This is a genomic window from Alicyclobacillus sp. SO9, assembly GCF_016406125.1.
GTDB lineage: Bacteria > Bacillota > Bacilli > Alicyclobacillales > Alicyclobacillaceae > SO9.
In genome coordinates this window covers 5,014,060-5,031,684 of record NZ_CP066339.1, presented here as the reverse complement: position 1 = coordinate 5,031,684, position 17,625 = coordinate 5,014,060, and the positions used below count along the sequence as shown (strand labels likewise).

At 50.9% G+C, this 17,625-nt stretch carries 16 protein-coding genes; 13 read left to right on the top strand and 3 right to left on the bottom strand.

Features of this window, described 5'->3' with window-relative positions; translation table 11 throughout:
• Positions 1–295: 295 nt before the first annotated feature.
• The 3 genes from GI364_RS23495 (at position 296) to rho (ending at position 3,235) form a co-directional block, all read left to right on the top strand.
• Positions 296–622, top strand: a complete 327-nt coding sequence (locus GI364_RS23495) for a hypothetical protein (protein ID WP_198851579.1) — start codon at positions 296–298, stop codon at positions 620–622.
• Between the two features lie 107 nt (positions 623–729).
• The gene (gene glpX, locus GI364_RS23490) at positions 730–1,695 is read left to right on the top strand and encodes a class II fructose-bisphosphatase (RefSeq protein ID WP_198851578.1); all 966 of its coding nucleotides are present in this window, start codon (positions 730–732) and stop codon (positions 1,693–1,695) included.
• A 208-nt stretch (positions 1,696–1,903) separates the two neighbouring features.
• A complete protein-coding gene (rho, locus tag GI364_RS23485; RefSeq protein ID WP_198851577.1) occupies positions 1,904–3,235 on the top strand; it encodes a transcription termination factor Rho in 1,332 nt (443 codons plus the stop codon).
• A gap of 245 nt (positions 3,236–3,480) precedes the next feature.
• Here rho and GI364_RS25215 read toward each other — a convergent pair whose 3' ends face one another.
• Positions 3,481–3,609: a hypothetical protein gene (locus GI364_RS25215; protein ID WP_255524530.1), complete on the bottom strand. Its 129-nt coding sequence runs from the start codon at positions 3,607–3,609 to the stop codon at positions 3,481–3,483.
• A gap of 355 nt (positions 3,610–3,964) precedes the next feature.
• Between GI364_RS25215 and rpmE the strand changes: the two genes are divergently transcribed.
• The 3 genes from rpmE (at position 3,965) to prmC (ending at position 6,496) form a co-directional block, all read left to right on the top strand.
• Positions 3,965–4,183, top strand: coding sequence for a 50S ribosomal protein L31 (gene rpmE / locus GI364_RS23480; RefSeq protein ID WP_198851576.1), 219 nt, complete (start codon positions 3,965–3,967; stop codon positions 4,181–4,183).
• A gap of 192 nt (positions 4,184–4,375) precedes the next feature.
• A complete protein-coding gene (gene prfA / locus GI364_RS23475; RefSeq protein ID WP_198851575.1) occupies positions 4,376–5,446 on the top strand; it encodes a peptide chain release factor 1 in 1,071 nt (356 codons plus the stop codon).
• A 138-nt stretch (positions 5,447–5,584) separates the two neighbouring features.
• Entirely contained in the window at positions 5,585–6,496 is a 912-nt protein-coding gene (gene prmC / locus GI364_RS23470) for a peptide chain release factor N(5)-glutamine methyltransferase (RefSeq protein WP_198851574.1), read from the top strand.
• A 1,267-nt stretch (positions 6,497–7,763) separates the two neighbouring features.
• Here the strand turns inward: prmC and GI364_RS23465 are convergent.
• Positions 7,764–8,963, bottom strand: coding sequence for an aminotransferase class I/II-fold pyridoxal phosphate-dependent enzyme (locus GI364_RS23465; RefSeq protein WP_198851573.1), 1,200 nt, complete (start codon positions 8,961–8,963; stop codon positions 7,764–7,766).
• Between the two features lie 260 nt (positions 8,964–9,223).
• On the opposite strand from GI364_RS23465, the gene spoIIR reads away from it, so the two are divergent.
• The gene (spoIIR, locus tag GI364_RS23460; RefSeq protein WP_233095934.1) at positions 9,224–10,045 is read left to right on the top strand and encodes a stage II sporulation protein R; all 822 of its coding nucleotides are present in this window, start codon (positions 9,224–9,226) and stop codon (positions 10,043–10,045) included.
• Positions 10,046–10,170: 125 nt separating this feature from the next.
• Complete coding sequence (locus GI364_RS23455; protein ID WP_198851572.1) at positions 10,171–11,217, top strand: L-threonylcarbamoyladenylate synthase; 1,047 nt, start codon at positions 10,171–10,173, stop codon at positions 11,215–11,217.
• Between the two features lie 78 nt (positions 11,218–11,295).
• Here GI364_RS23455 and GI364_RS23450 read toward each other — a convergent pair whose 3' ends face one another.
• Positions 11,296–12,918 (bottom strand): GDSL-type esterase/lipase family protein, encoded by a 1,623-nt coding sequence (locus GI364_RS23450; protein ID WP_198851571.1) that lies wholly within the window; start codon positions 12,916–12,918, stop codon positions 11,296–11,298.
• Positions 12,919–13,040: 122 nt separating this feature from the next.
• Here GI364_RS23450 and GI364_RS23445 point away from each other — a divergent pair, with 122 nt between their 5' ends.
• The 5 genes from GI364_RS23445 to glyA all read left to right on the top strand — a co-directional run bounded on the left by GI364_RS23445 (position 13,041) and on the right by glyA (position 16,863).
• Positions 13,041–13,598 (top strand): manganese efflux pump MntP, encoded by a 558-nt coding sequence (locus tag GI364_RS23445; RefSeq protein WP_233095933.1) that lies wholly within the window; start codon positions 13,041–13,043, stop codon positions 13,596–13,598.
• 186 nt (positions 13,599–13,784) lie between these two features.
• Positions 13,785–14,279: a low molecular weight protein arginine phosphatase gene (locus GI364_RS23440; RefSeq protein WP_198851570.1), complete on the top strand. Its 495-nt coding sequence runs from the start codon at positions 13,785–13,787 to the stop codon at positions 14,277–14,279.
• Positions 14,280–14,309: 30 nt separating this feature from the next.
• A complete protein-coding gene (rpiB, locus tag GI364_RS23435) occupies positions 14,310–14,768 on the top strand; it encodes a ribose 5-phosphate isomerase B (protein WP_198851569.1) in 459 nt (152 codons plus the stop codon).
• 44 nt (positions 14,769–14,812) lie between these two features.
• The gene (locus tag GI364_RS23430; protein ID WP_370541812.1) at positions 14,813–15,475 is read left to right on the top strand and encodes a TIGR01440 family protein; all 663 of its coding nucleotides are present in this window, start codon (positions 14,813–14,815) and stop codon (positions 15,473–15,475) included.
• Between the two features lie 134 nt (positions 15,476–15,609).
• Entirely contained in the window at positions 15,610–16,863 is a 1,254-nt protein-coding gene (glyA, locus tag GI364_RS23425; protein ID WP_198851568.1) for a serine hydroxymethyltransferase, read from the top strand.
• Positions 16,864–17,625: the final 762 nt, after the last annotated feature.

The following is a 17,625-nucleotide window of genomic DNA, read 5'->3' as shown; positions in this document are numbered from 1 at the left end:
CTCCTAATGCAGCTCGTCCAGATAGATGCGTCCGCAGGTGCTTGTGCCAGTTGTTGGGACGTCCATTCCGTAACTCGTCTTCGTCTGGATAGCTTGTGTTTGTTTCATGGCATTATAGCACAGCTGTTACCACGACGACTCAAACTCAAAAGGACCTGGATGAAAATCCAGGTCTCATCTTAGTTTTGGTATTAGGCATATCGAAGGTACCCAATCTACTCTCTATCTTGAGAGCATTTTGTAATGTGAGTCAGTTGTTGTCCTGATCTTCCACTACATGCGGCTCTTCAATTACATGGACGTAGTCGTACGAGTGCGTGCAGTGCTCACAGTGAACGAGAACTACCTTTTCACCAACAGGGCATTTTCCGTGATTCACTTTGCCACAATGTGGACAAACGCTGTCAAACTCCCAATGACTGTGTGCCAATTTGGGTCACCTCCATTCAACATACTAGGATACATTTCACAAAAACGCAAAGAGAAATTTGACACTGTCAAGGACCTTGTCAAGGAGGTTGCCAAGGACATTCGCAAAGACCTCTTCGAGGGCATTCCCAAGGACATTCGCAAGGGCATTCCCAAGGGGCGTTTCAAGGATATCGTGAAGAGAGAAATTTGAGGCTACCAAGCGGTCTTAATAGTGTAGCATAATTAAGTAAACGTGATATACTATTGTCGGCGTATTTATCAGTATTCTTAAGACCAACGTAGAGAGGATGCGATGGAATGGAACGCGAACTCGCACTCGAAGTCGTTCGTGTCACAGAGTTAGCAGCTCTGAGTTGCGCACGCTGGATGGGACGGGGACAGAAGATGGAAGCTGACGATGCTGCGACTTCAGCGATGCGTCTCATGTTCGACACCATTCAAGTTGACGGGACGGTTGTGATTGGTGAAGGTGAGATGGATGAGGCCCCGATGCTGTATATTGGGGAGAAACTAGGAACGGGTTCGCTGCCGAAAGTAGACATTGCGGTCGATCCCCTTGAAGGCACGAACATTCTGGCAAACGGTCTCTGGAACGCACTTTCGGTGGTTGCAATCGCACCGGAGGGGACCTTGCTCCATGCTCCTGATATGTATATGGACAAGATTGCGGTCGGACCTAAAGCCCGCGGCAAGGTCAGTCTGGATGCATCTGTGAAAGAAAACCTGGAAGCTGTTGCGGCAGCAGGGCAAAAGGACGTCTCGGATGTGGTTGCTGTGCTTTTGGACAGGCCCCGGCATCAGAAAATAATTGATGAGATTCGAGCAGCGGGTGCGAGAATTAAACTGATTACTGACGGGGACGTGGCAGCCGCCGTCAATACAGCCTTTGAGGATACAGGCGTAGATATTATGTTTGGGTCTGGCGGCGCACCAGAAGGTGTACTTGCTGCAGCAGCCCTCAAGTGCCTAGGGGGAGATTTGCAGGGCCGTTTGCTCCCCGAAGACGAAGCCCAGCTTGCGCGCTGCAGGGACATGGGCATTACGGATGTAACCAAGGTTCTGAGTTTGGACGATCTCGTTAAAGGCGACGACGCAATCTTTGCCGCTACGGGTGTCACAGAAGGCGAACTCCTGCGCGGTGTGCGCTTTATGGGCAAATCCAAGGCGCGAACGCACTCGCTTGTCATGCGTGCGAAGACAGGAACCGTCCGTTTTGTCGAAGCACTTCATGATTTGAACAGAAAATCCATTATTAAGGGATAAAACAAGTAGAATTTCTATGGGGCTCAGCCAATTTGTTTCGAATTGTACAAAAAAATCGTGCACAAGCTAGATTTTTTGGGCATAGAATCGAATTGGCTGGGTAAACATGATATAATGCAGACGGCTCGCAGTTTTTATTACGCCCACCGGGCGAACATAACTAGGCGGAAGAACCGCGAGCGTCATAGCAGATTGTGGGGGACGCCTATTGGACTTAAGGGAATTAGAACCACTCAAGTTGACGGAACTCTATAAACTAGCAAAAGAGTTCCAGATACCATACTACGGCACGATGAAAAAGCGAGAACTCATCTTCGCAATTCTTAAGGCACAAGCGGAAAAAGACGGACTGATGTTTGCAGAAGGCGTACTGGATATTATGCAGGATGGATATGGGTTCTTAAGACCCATTGGTTACCTTCCCAGCGGTGAAGATATCTACGTGGCTGCCTCGCAGATTCGAAGGTTCGACTTACGAACCGGTGACTTGGTCTCCGGAAAGGTAAGACCGCCGAAGGAAAATGAGCGGTACTTCGGACTGTTGCATGTCGAAGCCGTCAACGGAGTTAGTCCACAGGAAGCTGCGGAACGACTTCACTTCCCCGCTCTTACACCGTTGTTTCCTCAACAACGGATGATTCTCGAAACAGCACCGGATCACATCGCATCACGCATCATTGACCTTTTTTCTCCCATTGGATTTGGTCAACGCGGGTTAATAGTGGCTCCGCCAAAAGCGGGTAAGACGCTGCTGTTAAAGGAGATTGCGAACAGCATAGCCGCAAATCATCCTGACACCCATATGTTTGTGTTGTTGGTCGACGAACGCCCAGAAGAAGTGACGGATATGCAGCGGTCTGTACAGGCCGAAGTGGTGGCGTCGACATTCGATGAAGTTCCGGAGAATCACATCAAAGTTGCCGAGTTGGTACTGGAACGCGCACTCAGGCTCGTAGAACACAAGCGAGATGTGGTGATTTTGCTAGACAGCATTACGCGATTGGCACGTGCATACAATCTGGTGGTTCCTCCGAGTGGACGAACCCTGTCAGGTGGTATCGATCCCGCTGCATTCCACCGGCCCAAACGCTTTTTTGGCGCCGCGCGAAATGTCGAAGAGGGCGGCAGTCTTACGATTTTGGCTACTGCTTTGATTGAAACGGGATCGCGTATGGACGATGTCATTTACGAAGAATTCAAGGGAACAGGCAACATGGAGCTTCACCTGGAGCGACGCTTGGCAGAAAAGCGTATTTTCCCGGCACTGGACATCCGCCGTTCAGGAACGCGCAGGGAAGAACTGCTGCAGGAGAAGTCAGAAATGGAACGCGTATGGGCCATTCGGAAATCGATGGGAGAAAACCCGGATTTCACCGAGATGTTCATTCGCAAGTTCAGGCATTATAAGACGAACCAGGAGTTCCTGGAAAGTCTGGAATTGCGCAAGGATACAAATCACAAGGACACAAGTCACAAGGAAGCGAATCACAAGGAGCGAGAGAAGAAAGAAGCGCCCGTCGCCAGAGAAAAAAAGGCATAGAGCGCTTGGATTATTGTGCAACTCCTTCGCTTTTCACAGAGGTCAAAATATCATATCAGGTATGATGTTCAACAAGAATCCACGTACAGCTCTGTAAAACGGTATCACTGGCCGCTGATTGATATTTTGCCCACGGCTGCTCTCTTGATTACACACTGCAGCGCGGCACCGTCGCAAGCGCAACGGCGAACTGCTTGTCGTGCTGTACAAGCCCAACGTATTAAGGATACATTTTCACAGCCGAATTACTGAAACAATGCAAACGCAGCCAGCCAATCAGGTTGTTCCAAGCGATGTGGCGATACAACCAGAATTAGTGCAAATGTGAGAACGACTGCCAGAGTTCCCGCTAAAGGCATCCACCTGACTTTCAAATGCAGCACCTCCCCTCTCTGATGGTTCACCATTAGAGTAAGAGATTGAGGACTTTATCCCAACATTGGACGGAATATATCCATATAGCATGGGGAATTGTATGTGTCTGTTTAATGACACGCGGTCTGTACTGCCAGGTGGATGAGGCTGCCATAAGGCGGTCACTCGGTGAGGTTTGGTGCCTCGGTGAGGTTCGCTCCCGGTAGGGGCCGCTTTCTTGGCAGGACAGTTTCTAGGGCAATTGAGCGGCTGGTGTCATTCTAATTTTATTTTTGTTTTTTGGATGGCAAAAGTCGCGGTTACGTGTTATAATGTTTCGCAGTGTCTTAAGTTTGCCAGAACGAGGTGAAACGAATGAAAACCGCAATCCACCCGGATTATCATATTACGACGGTCACATGCGCTTGCGGAGAGACTTTCGAAACGGGTTCAACGAAAGAGAATCTGCGCGTCGAAATCTGTTCCAAATGCCATCCGTTCTTTACCGGAAAGCAGAAATTTATTGATGCAGGCGGTCGTGTGGAACGCTTTAACAAGAAGTACGGTTTGAAGCAAGAGGAAGAGCAAGAGTAGCCAACTTAAAACGTTACAGGGGCATTGCTGGGTATCGTCATGTTATTTGTGACGGTTCGGTAATATCCCTGTTTGCTGAACCCGGATAGCTCTGCAGCAATCCGGGTCGTTGTGCTGGGTAATTATGATTCTGGATTGTTGGAAAGGCGTCCTTGTGCTCGTCCGGACGGTGAGGGTAGGGAGGTGTAAGGGTTGTTCGACAAATTGGAAAACATAGCGCAGCGCTATGATGAACTCAGTGAAATGCTCTGCGATCCCAATATCATTTCAGACACGGATAAACTTCGGAAATACTCGAAGGAACAATCTGATATAGCGCCTACGGTTGAAACGTATCGACGCTATTTGCAGGTTGAGAATCAGTTAAGTGAAGCAAAAGAGATGCTTCAGGAAAAACTGGACAGTGAAATGAAGGAATTTGTAAAGAGCGAGATAGAGGAATCTGAAGCAGAATTGGAACGTTTGCAGGAGGAATTGCAGTTACTCTTGCTGCCAAAGGATCCCAATGACGATAAGAACGTGTTTGTAGAAATCCGTGCAGCAGCAGGCGGAGGCGAGGCGGCACTGTTTGCCGGGGATCTGTTACGTATGTACACCCGCTATGCTGAGCGCCAAGGTTGGAAACTCGAAGTGATTGATGCTCACTATACAGACATTGGAGGCTTTAAAGAGGTAACTGTCTCGATTCAGGGAAAAGGGGCCTACAGTCGTCTGAAGTTTGAAAGTGGAACGCATCGGGTGCAGAGAGTACCTGTTACGGAGTCAGGCGGGCGTATTCATACGTCTACAGCTACAGTGGCTGTTCTGCCAGAGGTCGAAGATGTTCAGGTTGAAGTGTATGAGAAAGACCTGCGCGTCGACACTTTTTGTGCCACAGGTCCAGGCGGCCAGAGTGTCAACACGACACAGTCCGCGGTTCGCATTACTCACATTCCAACAGGGATTGTGGTGTCGTGCCAGGATGAGAAGTCACAGTTGAAAAACAAAGACAAGGCCATGAAGGTACTTCGTGCCAGGCTCTTTGAAAAGTTCCAGGAAGAACAGCAGCAGGAGCTGGCCGCGGACAGAAAGAGCCAGGTAGGAACGGGAGATAGAAGCGAGCGCATCCGGACCTATAACTTTCCTCAGAGCCGTGTAACGGATCATCGAATTGGTTTGACGATACACAAATTAGAAAGCTTCCTTGACGGAGACATGGAGGAAGTCGTGCAAGGTCTGATTGTGGCAGATCGGGCAGAAATGTTGGAAGTAGCTGAAGGATAAGCCAGAAAGCCATCATGACTTGTGTTTTGCTGAGGTACTGCAGGGCATGAGAGGGCATGAAGTATACGGGATTGGACCGTGATTGGAGCGCTTTCAAGCAACCGGCGGTTTCATCGCGTTTGAGTAAGGAGAATTCCTGTGAGCGCAGAAACTTGGAGTATCGGGGAAGCCCTCAGTTGGGCTTCCTCATTGTTGTTAAACGAGAGTCAGATTGCCATGCAGGAAACAGAACACCGGCAGTCTATTTTGCGTTCAGAGGCTGAAATGTTACTGCAATGGGCAGGAAGCTGGAATCGAGTACAACTCTTGTCTCGGCTCTCGGAACCTATCCCAGCGGGTGTGGCTGAGAGGTTTGCGGAGGCCGTACGAGATCGGGCAAATAGTATTCCACTTCAGTACATCACAGGTAGTGCCGGATTTTACGGCAGAGAGTTTGCCGTGGACGAAGGCTGCTTGATTCCTCGTCCGGAAACGGAGTGGCTGGTGGAGACCGCTAAAGAGTGGATAACAAATCACCATAGAAACGCAGCAGTTGTCGACGTAGGGACCGGAAGTGGTGCTATCGCAGTAACCTTGAAACTGGAGTGTCCGGGGATTCAAATGCGTGCTGTGGATGTGTCTGAAGCTGCGCTGAACATCGCACAACGGAATGCGAAATCCTTTGGTGCAGAGGTGTCGTTTCATTACGGCGACGGAATTGAGTTGGTGCGCTCCGGGAACATTCAATTCAATGTTCTTGTCACCAATCCTCCCTACATTCCAACAGGTGAACTAGATTCTCTCGATATCGAAGTAAGAGACTTTGAACCGAAAACAGCTCTTGACGGCGGGGTTGAGGGTTTGGACTTTTACCGCCGGCTTATTGAGATGGGGCAAGGGGTGTTTGCTCCGGGATCGGCTGCGCTGTTTGCGGAAGTCGGAGCAGGCCAGGCGGAAGTCGTATCTCGCTCTTTCAAGGAGTCAGGAAAGTGGAATGGCTGGCATTTCTGGACTGTGGCAGATTTGCGGGGTATTGAGCGAATTGTCGCTGGAAGCCGCGGTGTCATCTGACCTGCCGTGAGTTCGGTTTCCGGGCGTGGGCGGTGTGGAAGCGCCCGGTGTCGGGTGGTGCGGGGAGGAACAGAGGAGCAGAGGAGCAGAGGAGCAGAGGAGCAGAGGAGCAGAGGAGCAGAGGAGCAGAGGAGCAGGCAGGAGTCGCAGGCAGGAGTCGCAGGCAGGAGTCGCAGGCAGGAGTCGCAGGCAAGAGTCGCAGGCAAGAGTCGCCGTCAAATAGAGATCCGAGAGGAGCTTATTTGCTGAAATTGAAGCTGTTCGGTCGAAATAAGCGCTTGAGACAAGCTTATCTGTTGTTTTGCCCCCGTTTTTGGAGGATTTTGGGGTGATAAGCTCTTCTCGAATGCTTATTTCCGTCGAGCGACAGGTTTATTTCAAATAAGCACTTGTGGGATCGCTATTTTCTGCTCTACACCCCTCATTGAGCCTCCCGACACAGTTCCGCCACATTCGCGTCGGATAGCAGGTTGCTTTGTGGCTGTTTTGTGAACGCCGGGGCTCCAGATTGGCTAGCCTGGGCGGTGAGCTTCTGCGCCAAAAGGAATCTGGTCCATTTCCGCTGCTTTTTTACCTTGGAGGGTGGATAAACGGTTCCCGTTTATCTTCCTTCTTTTCCTTCCTGTTCTGTTGTTTTCGGCACTCCAATGACTCTCTGCTAAGGGGCATCTCAGAGGAGTCGCAGGCAAGAGTCGCCGTCAAATAGAGATCCGAGAGGAGCTTATTTGCTGACATTGAAGCTGTTCGGTCGAAATAAGCGCTTGAGACAAGCTTATCTGTTGTTTTGCCCCCGTTTTCGGAGGATTTTGGGGTGATAAGCTCTTCTCGAATGCTTATTTCCGTCGAGCGACAGGTTTATTTCACATAAGCACTTGTGGGATCGCTATTTTCTGCTCTACACCCCTCATTGAGCCTCCCGACACAGTTCCGCCACATTCGCGTCGGATAGCAGGTTGCTTTGTGGCTGTTTTGTGAAGGCCGGGGCTCCAGATTGGCTAGCCTGGGCGGTGAGCTTCTGCGCTAAAAGGAATCTGGTCCATTTCCGCTGCTTTTTTACCTTGGAGGGTGGATAAACGGGTTATCCCGTTTATCTTCCTTCTTCTCCTTCTTGTTCAGTTGTTTTCGGCACTCCAATGACTCTTCGCTGACCAGCTATCCCCGTCCTGCCGTCATCCGCCGGCCCGCGGCTCCCCACGTCGCTCGCGCAGCGGATCTGGACCTTTCCGCTCACCGCCAATCAGCTCGTTGGGGGATGCCTTTGTCAACGTCACTTTGCTGCTCGGGCTCTGTCCAAAAACAAATTGATGCGCGCGGCGGCTTCTGCCAACCGTTGCTCCGGTTGGACAAGTGCTATTCTGACATAACCTTCTCCCAGACTGCCAAAGGCATTGCCGGGGGTTACAGCGACTCCCGTGGTTTCAAGGAGATCGAAGGAAAATTCACGGGAGGTCCAAGGAGCCTGTCGCCCGACCAAGTTGGGAATGGGTGCCCAGACAAACATGGTGGCTTCTGATCGCGGTACTGGCCATCCGGCTTCGTGCAGCCCGCCTATCAACGTGTTGCGCCGTTGTTCGTACTGTTGTACAAGTCGATCCAATACGGTATGCGAGCTGCGCAATGCTGCAATTCCCGCTCTTTGAATGGGCTCGAAAATCCCATAATCAATATGGGACTTGAGTCTCCCCAACAGCCCGATGATATGCTGGTTTCCCATCACATAGCCAATTCGACATCCTGCCATGTTAAATGTCTTCGAAAGTGAATTGAACTCAACAGCTACTTCCTTGGCGCCTGGGATAGACAAGAGGCTCAGAGGACGTTTGCCGTCGAAAACAAGTTCAGAATAGGCAAAATCGTGGGCAACCACGATGTTGTGGCGCCGCGCAAACGCGACTAACTCTACGAAGAACTCCCGGTTAGCCAGCGCAGTCACGGGGTTTCCAGGGTAGTTCAGAATCATCAGCTTGACTCGGCTCAGGTCCTGTTCTGCAAGTGACTTCAAGTCAGGCAGAAAACCATTTTCCTTTTGGAGTGGCATAGGAATCAGTTGCGCACCGGAAATATGAACGCTGGCTTCATAAATAGGATAGCCCGGGTTGGGCACAAGAACCGCATCTTCTGGATTCAATAGTGCGGTGGCTAAGTGAGCGAGGCCGTCCTGAGACCCCATCAGTTGGAGTACTTCTGTTTCCGCCATGACTTGAACACCGTACCGGCGATAATAGAAGTCTGCTGCCGCCTCATGAAATTCGGGTAACCCTCGCAGCGTGTAACCGAACTGGGACCCGTCCTTGACGTTCTCAACGAGTGCCTTCTGAACTTCGGCAGGAGGGGGGAGATCCGGGCTGCCTATGCTCAGATCGATAACATCTTGCCCTAAGGCTTTAGCTGCTCTCTTCTTCTCAGCCAGCTCAGAAAAGATTCCTGTTGTCAATTGGTGAACACGGCGCGATACCGGAACATTCATATGCAGCCTCCTCAATCTCAAAACACTTGGTGTCTGCGCAAACTTGATGTCCCCGCAAAACTAGTCGTCAGAATTATTCACTAAATTATAAACAGCCGGATGAACTCTATCAACCGCCGCCAAGATCGTGCTCAGAACCGCCACCAGAACCACCGCCAAAACCACCCCAAAAATAATCCAAAAACAAACTCTATCAACGCGTTTAAACCTATCATTTCGTGGGCAGACTGTTTGCTAGACATGGTAGGAGGGGAAACCACATGGGATGGAAGAGGCTCATCGCGTTTGTAACTGTCGTTGCGGTTTTGGCGGGTGGTGGACATATACTTGAAACAATGAACCATATCAGTAAGACTGCGGTCGCTGGGCTGCGGTCATCTGCCGCCGGCGTTGCTGGTCGGGTACAAACAGGCCAGGTCCGGTCTGCCACACCCCCAACATCTAAACAGCAAATATCGTCGCAGGCTCAAGCATCCAAGCCGGCGGATTTAACGGTGAGTTCCCAGGTCGATCCCGCCGTTCCACACGACGCCCCCATCCCCAAAAACGCCTTGCGGCTGCGCATCATTGCCAACAGCGACAGCGCGGCAGACCAGCAGTTGAAACGTGAGGTGCGAAACGCCGTGGTTGTTCAAGTTGCCAAGTTGATAAAAGGTGCGACCACTGAAGCGCAGGCTCAGAAAATTGTTACCAATCACCTACCTTCACTCAAGTCACTGGCCGTACAGGTTGTTCATCAGCACGGTTTCCGGTACGATGTGAAAGCGAAGGTAGGGAAAGTCCCCTTTCCCACAAAGGTTTACGGGAACCGCGTCTATCCTGCTGGGAACTATAAGGCTCTCCGCTTTATTCTCGGGAAGGGACAGGGCAAGAACTGGTGGTGTGTGCTCTTTCCGCCCTTGTGTTTCGTAGATATAGCAGATGGAGATGCGGTGCCAAACACAGGAGGTTTTCCGGACCTGCCGCCGCTCGAAACAATTACAGTTCCAAACTTACAGGGGAAACCCACGAAAGTAGCCGTTCGATTGGCGTCCGTAGACTACGGAGAAGAACTATGGAAGACCGTTAAGCAATGGTTTTAGAGCATATGTTTACGATTTATGACAATAGAGGCTTACAGCCAGTATGATGATAGAGCTTATAACCAGTATGATTTTACAGGGATCCTGTCATAGCAGGCAGTCCCGTTTCAGGAGGCAAACCCACTGTGGAAGTGTGGCATATTTCCGAAGAACAGGAATGGAAGGCGGAGGACCTAAGCCGAGCAGCAGATATCTTGCGCAACGATGGTCTCGTAGCGTTTCCCACAGAAACTGTGTACGGCTTGGGAGGCAATGCCCTTCATCAGCGAGCCGTACTGAAAATCTTTGAGGCGAAGCAGCGCCCGGCGGACAACCCGCTTATCGTACATATTGCAGACGTTTCACAGTTACATCAAGTGATGGATGAGGAAACCGCTCTTCCCGAGGCCGCAAAAGTCGCAATGGAACAATTTTGGCCGGGTCCACTCACTCTGCTCCTTCCCGCAAACAGCGCCTTGGCCGAAGGTGTCCATCCAAACTTGCGCAATGTGGGTGTGCGTATTCCGCGCCATCCCGCGGCACTGAAGCTTCTGGAAGCGGCAGGATGTCCAGTGGCGGCTCCAAGTGCCAATAAGTCTGGCAAGCCCAGCCCAACTACGGCCGCGGATGTCATTGAGGATATGGACGGCCTTATCGACGGTGTGGTTGATGGCGGTGCCTGCAGCGTGGGCCTTGAATCCACTGTGGCTGAGATCTTCGACGATCACGCTGTCATTTACCGCCCCGGGCACATAACCCGCGAGGTTTTGGAGGATGCCCTGCAAATCCCCGTCGTGTACGCTGAAAACCTAGCTTCCAGCGATTCAGGTGAATCGCCCCAGTCACCTGGAATGAAGTACCGGCACTATGCTCCTGAAGCAAAGGTGCACGTCTGGTATGGCGATTCAGGACGGATCTTGGTAGAAATGATGAAGTTCATTGACGACTATAACAGCGCGGAAATTGCAGTCATTTCGGAGAGGGATTTTACTGGCCGAGTAAAATCGTGGAAACCCCCGGAAGGGGAGTCTTACATAGGTGCGCTCAGCCGTGAACTGTATCGCCTCCTGCGTGAATTTGACAGACAGGGTGTTCGCCATGTCTTGGTACAGGGTGTACCCAATACGGACATGGGGGCTGCCCTAATGAACCGCTTGGGAAAAGCGGCCGAAGGCAGAGTGAAGGAAGTATAGCGGCTCCATATAAAGAATTCTATGACGGCCCTGAGCGGACAGCCTGAGCGGACGGCCTCGCAGGCCCATCGGAAAGCCTTACTGCTTGGTGTTGCCGCCGAGGGCCTTCCAGAATTCGTATACCGGGACATACAGGTTCTGCCCGGAATTAAGAAACTGTCCTTGCCCCAACTGGATGACTGGAGCGTTTAGCCGGACTGGTTCACCGTCTATTTCAAGGAGATAATCCGTTTGCTGCAACTGGACGAACTGGGTAGTGCCGGTCGCGGTGTAATGCACATTGTAATCTCCTTTCCCTGTTATTTGGTCGGGACTTTCGTACATCGGCCAAAAGTAATGCAGCACAGGCGGTGTCTTGTGTGTATCTACCCACCCTTTAATTCCGCTCTGTAAAATCGTCTGAACATCGATTGTCTGATTCTCTGTTCCTACCTGGAGATTGGCCCCAATCGCTTTTGCAAGCTGACTCAGAGATGCATAAATGGTGTTATGGAACCGAAATCCCTTAATGGAAGGACTCATTTGTACATGGATTTGGCCTGAGTCAACTGCTGTAGACGGTGTTTGTTGACTTGTGGCCCCGGAATTGTTGTCTGCCGCGTTGTTTAAAATGGGGCCGAGGTGGCTGGGTCTAGGCCAGGGCCAGTCAATCAATTGTAGATTTGTCCTTTGTACATAGCCGACCTGTGCGGTTGCTGTCCTAACACGGAGCCAGTCTTTCTTGCGTCCGATGACCTGAATCAGATGCCCTGCCGTAACGGTTGCGGCGGGTGACGTAGACGGATGCGGATGTGAATAGATGTTGAGGTCTGAAGTTGTGTAGACATATTGCTCCGGCCGATAGTTTTGGGCGTTGTTAATGACGTTCTCAACGACATTGGCAATGGCTTCTTGTCCGGCAATCGTAGGGTGAATGTCGTTGCTCTTCACACGAACCAGTTCGTTCTGATGGTGGTTCATGAGGCTGTATATGTTTGCGAGCATACAGTTGTGTTCGACTGCTGTTTGCAGGACGATATGGTTGGCTTTGGCCAGCAGAGGTTCCGTGATTTCGTGGAGCGAGCTGCCGGCGGGGAACGGATCGTACAAGGTCATGAGAATAATCGGAGCATCGGTCTGTTTTCGAATTTGGGTAATAATTTCAGGGAGCTTCTTGGCATAGTTGTTCAGTGCCTTCGCAAATATCGCTTGTTGGGTCTGAGGCGAAGTGTTGCTTGGATCTTTAAACATCTGTTCAAGAATATTGTAGGCGGCGGCAATGAGATCGTTGCTGCCTATATCAACGGTTACAACGTCCGCAGTTCGCAAATCGTGCTTCACTCTCTTATTTTTCATATACCTCAAGAGTTGCGTAGAAGTATATCCCGCCATCCCTAAATCATGAACATTCCACTTTTCTTTTTTGCCCACTAGAAACGGATAGGCATATTTTGACGGCGTGCCCTGTTTCCCTGGTACAACAGGAAGCTTTGACCCTGGCAGATGTTCACCAAACGTAATAGAGTCACCAAGGCTGACCAGGCTCACACCTTCGTTTTGATTTTTAGCATTGCTTGGGCTGGTGGACAGCGTCAGAGATTGAGGCGTTGCTTGTTGCCCGCAGGCAGACACACTGAATGAAACAACGACAGACGCCAACAGGAGTTTCGCCACAGAGTGTGTCAAAAAACGATTCGTCGAGTTGTGTGGGCTCTTGTTCACTTCTTGTTCCCCCAATCATGTCCACGTGGACAGGCGCATACATTTTGGAAGAGGATGGCGCTGCCCATTTCTTTGGTCGATTCGGCCCCTGACAATCCGAAAGCTGGCGAAGGGGGATAAGGTTGCTAAATCACATACATGACTTACTCGAAATTCTAATGATGTCACTGGCATTAGGTATGGATGCCTTTTCCCTCGCCGTCGGTCTGGGGCTTCAAGGTATCAAACGCGACACTGCCTGGCAGCTTGTGACAAATATCGGACTTGCCCATGTCTTTATGGCATCCGTTGGGCTTGTCGCAGGAATGGTCGTACAAGGCCTCCTTGGTCAGGTTGCCCAGTGGTTCAGCGCGTTATTGCTGATTGGGCTTGGGCTTCACATGGTCTATTCTACTCTCTTCTCGGGGGAAAGCGAGAAGTCCTTTAATCCGCATTCCCTTGCAATTCCTATATTTTCTCTCACAGTTTCTTTTGACGCACTCTCAGTTGGATTCAGTCTTGGTCTGCGGAGTACAGCTTTCGGCGTTGTCTCGGTTCTGTCCTTCGGGATAATCGGCTCGATGATGTGCCTGCTTGGACTGTGGTTGGGGAAAAGAGTAACTTCATTGGCGGGAAAATACGGAGAACTGCTTGGTGCTGCAATTCTGATTGGATTCGGAATCCATTTTCTTATAAAGTAGCAGGCTGTTGCATGGTGTTTTTGACAAGGGCTATACTGTAGACAGCAAAAGTCTTGCGGAAATGACTTGGATAGAGTGGCTTTGGTCATGAGCCTGCTGCGCTTTGTGACTAGGAGCTTGCGTCTCGTTTGGTTTAGACAATTTTAGTTGAAACGGGCTTGGTTGAGACAGGAGGGTCTGACCCTTATGCATATTGTGTTTGTATGTACGGGTAATACTTGCCGCAGTCCGATGGCGGCTTTTTTACTGCAGCAAAAGTTACAACAGAAGGGCCTGAGCTGGACGGTAACGTCAGCAGGACTATTTGCTGCCCCGGGGATGCCTATGTCAAAACACGCGGTTGGGGCGCTGGATGAACTGGGGATTAACGGATCGGCCCATTATTCACAGCAATTGAGCCCCGAATTGATTGCTTCCGCATCTTACGTGTTTACAATGACAGCAGGTCACCGCGCCGACCTTCTGGCACACTTTCCCGAGTTTTCATCCAAAATTCATCAACTCGCTAAGTTCGCGATGGGTGCGGATACGGACAGTGAGAACGCGGGACGATATGATATCGTAGACCCATTTGGCGGTTCCAAGCAGGAGTATAAACAGTGTGCCGCAGAGCTCAATAAATACATTGATTTGCTGATTGATAGACTGAACGGGACAGGGCCCGACACAGGTACAAAGTAAAAAGCAAATAACAGTAAGGGGATGGAATCGATGAAAGTGGGAATTGGCAGCGATCACGCAGGCTATAGATTGAAAAAACTACTCCTGCCCATGTTGGAAAAGGAAGGTTTTGAACTCACTGATGTCGGAACCTACTCCGAAGATTCCGTTGATTATCCTGACTTTGCGGTTCAGGTTGCGAAGGGCGTTGCCTCAGGTGAGTACGATAGAGGTGTTTTGATTTGTGGTACAGGCCTTGGTATGGCAATCAGTGCCAACAAGGTATCCGGAATTCGTGCAGTAACAGTCCATGACACATTCTCGGCTGAAATGGCTCGCAGGCACAATAACGCCACTGTGATGACCATGGGTGAACGCGTCATTGGTCCGGGATTGGCTGCAGAAATCGTGAAAGTCTTCTTGACCACTGAGTTCGAAGGGGGAAGACACCAGCGCCGGGTTGATAAAATGACTGAGATTGAGCGGCAGAACCTGGATGCTACATGTTGACTTGCCATGTAAATCACAGCTTCTGACGAGAGGAGAATGAGGTTGTGAGCGACATTACAATGGAATTGACGGAATGCTTGGAAGACCTGCGTGATGCGGCTTCTCTGCAAGCAGGGGATGTGTTGATTGTTGGTGCTTCCACCAGTGAACTGTTGGGGAAACACATTGGCAAGGCTACTTCACTCGAAGTTGGACAACAAGTTGTCCAAGCGTGTCTCGACTTTGCAGAGAACACGGGCTGTTCCGTCGCTTTTCAGTGCTGTGAGCATCTGAACCGGGCGGTTGTGGTGGAGAGGTCCGTGGCTCGTCAAAAAGGCTGGCGTGAAGTAAATGCGATTCCTGTTCCTGGTGCAGGAGGAGCAGTTGCGGCTCACGCCTTCTTTGCGTTGCCAGGTGCCTGTTTGGTTGATGCAATTGAGGCCGATGCCGGCATTGATGTCGGCGACACACTGATTGGCATGCATCTTCGACATGTCGCCGTACCAGTGCGGGGCAGACGCACAGAAGTGGGGCAAGCCCATATAACGATGGCACGAACAAGAGGGCCTCTGATTGGCGGAGCAAGAGCCGTCTATGATGTAGAAGAGGCACGCAGACGGGTATTTCCCGACTTGGACAAGCACACAAGCGGCTCAGTGGGCACTGACAGCCCGGCGCCGAACGAGCCGAAATCAGGCGCAACTGAACCAGGGAGCACCTGCGATTAGGTGTGTTGAATGAGTTGAATGGGTTGAATGAGTTGAATGGGTTAGACCTGTTGAATGGAATTCGCGGCAGACGGGTTGGTACAAATCGTGTAAGATAAAATCAGACTGAGAGAGGGAGAAAGAGAGGGATTTGGTTGGCTAATTTGAAAGACTGGGACAATGAAGTTGCAGAAGCAATGGAGCAAGAGTTGCAGAGACAGCGAAATAAGATTGAGTTGATTGCGTCAGAAAATTTTGTAAGTGAAGCTGTTATGCAGGCAATGGGCAGTGTTTTGACAAACAAGTACGCTGAGGGCTATCCAGGTAAACGTTATTACGGCGGCTGTGAGTACGTGGATGTCGTGGAAAACCTGGCGCGGGATCGGGCAAAGGCACTCTTCGGTGCCGAACATGCAAATGTACAGCCTCACTCTGGTGCTCAGGCCAACATGGCTGTCTATCATGCCATGTTAGATCCCGGTGACACTGTACTTGGAATGAACCTTTCTCACGGCGGTCACTTGACCCACGGGAGTCCTGTAAACTTTTCCGGAAAACTATACAACTTTGTCGCCTACGGCGTAGATGAACAGACGCAACGCATCGACTACGATAAAGTCTTGGCTGCGGCCAAGGAACACCGCCCCAAGATGATAGTCGCCGGCGCCAGTGCTTATCCGCGGATTATTGACTTTAAAAAGATGCGTGACATTGCTGACGAAGTCGGAGCCTATCTCATGGTCGACATGGCCCACATAGCAGGCTTGGTTGCAACAGGCCACCATCCTTCTCCGATTCCCTATGCCCATTTTACAACGACAACCACGCATAAAACCCTGCGGGGTCCTCGCGGCGGCATGATTCTGACAACCGAGGAGTTTGCGAAAGCCATTGACAAAGCCATTTTCCCCGGTATTCAGGGCGGCCCGTTGATGCACGTCATTGCAGCCAAAGCTGTCGCCTTTGGAGAGGCGCTAAAGCCCGAATTCAAGGATTACTCCAAGCGGATTGTTGAGAATGCAGCGGCTTTGGCACAAGCCTTGGGTGCCCGCGGATTTAAACTGGTTTCAGGCGGCACTGACAACCACCTTCTGCTGATTGACGTAAGAAACTTCGATTTAACAGGTAAGGAAGCAGAACACAGGCTGGACGAAGTCGGTGTTACGGTCAACAAAAACACGATTCCATTCGATCCCGCCAAACCCTTCGTCACCAGCGGCATCCGCATTGGTACACCTGCCGTCACGACTCGCGGCTTTGATACACAGGCTATGAGCGAAATTGCAGACATCTTCAAGGTAGCCCTGCAGAGCGAGTTTGGCGATGCAGCCCTGGCCGAGGCACGGGGCTTAGTCGATGCGTTGACAGTGCGCTATCCCATGTATGAAGGGTTGAGCTACGCACAGTAACTAGTAACTGCCGCCGAATCCCTATGCCGGTGTACGGTTGGCGGTCACCAAGATAGTGGAACAATGCCATCTTGTCTTGTCTCTCCTCTGAGTAGAATCTGGGTAAAATTGGACCTGTCAACACAACCAGTTCTATGAGGAGGATGACAAGATGGTACCACTCATGCAGGCTCCCGGTCCAAGCCACTTCGTTCGGAAACATCCGTTCGTTAGTGATCCTTTTGCTCCCTATTACGACGCGGGCCAGCCAATAGTGATCGATGCGATCACTATCACCAGCCGCCGTCTACAATAGGGATCCCGTTGCGCCCTATTACCTACGCTCCACCTTGCCCCTCTCCGCGGTAGTGATCATTTCGCTCCCTAATGTCTCGGGCCGGGTGGCAATAGGGATCATTGGGATCACAATTGCATCGCCCTTTGCCAAATAGGGATCATTCGAGGCACTAACCGGCTCGCCGACGGAGCCCGGGCCCATCCCGCCAGCCATTCCGTCAGCATCAGACAGCGCGATCGACGAAGAAGGTGAGCGGAAAAGTTCCTTTTATTCGACTTATATCACCGGATTCCCATTGTAGACCATAATATGATGAATTTGGTTTAAAACAAGACGGTACCACTCATGCAGGCTCCCGGTCCAAGCCACTTCGTTCGCAAACATCCGTTCGTTAAGGATCCTTTTGCTCCCTATTATGACGCGCGCCAACCAATAGTGATCGATGCGATCACTATCACGAGCCGGCTTCTACAATAGGGATCCCG

Coding starts and splice junctions, on each gene's coding strand:
- GI364_RS23495 (WP_198851579.1), top strand. CDS start 296: ATGGACGTAGTCGTACGAGTGCGTGCAGTGCTCACAGTGAACGAGAAC.
- glpX (WP_198851578.1), top strand. CDS start 730: ATGGAACGCGAACTCGCACTCGAAGTCGTTCGTGTCACAGAGTTAGCA.
- rpmE (WP_198851576.1), top strand. CDS start 3,965: ATGAAAACCGCAATCCACCCGGATTATCATATTACGACGGTCACATGC.
- GI364_RS23465 (WP_198851573.1), bottom strand. CDS start 8,963: ATGAATGTTCCGGTATCGCGCCGTGTTCACCAATTGACAACAGGAATC.
- spoIIR (WP_233095934.1), top strand. CDS start 9,224: ATGGGATGGAAGAGGCTCATCGCGTTTGTAACTGTCGTTGCGGTTTTG.
- GI364_RS23440 (WP_198851570.1), top strand. CDS start 13,785: ATGCATATTGTGTTTGTATGTACGGGTAATACTTGCCGCAGTCCGATG.
- rpiB (WP_198851569.1), top strand. CDS start 14,310: ATGAAAGTGGGAATTGGCAGCGATCACGCAGGCTATAGATTGAAAAAA.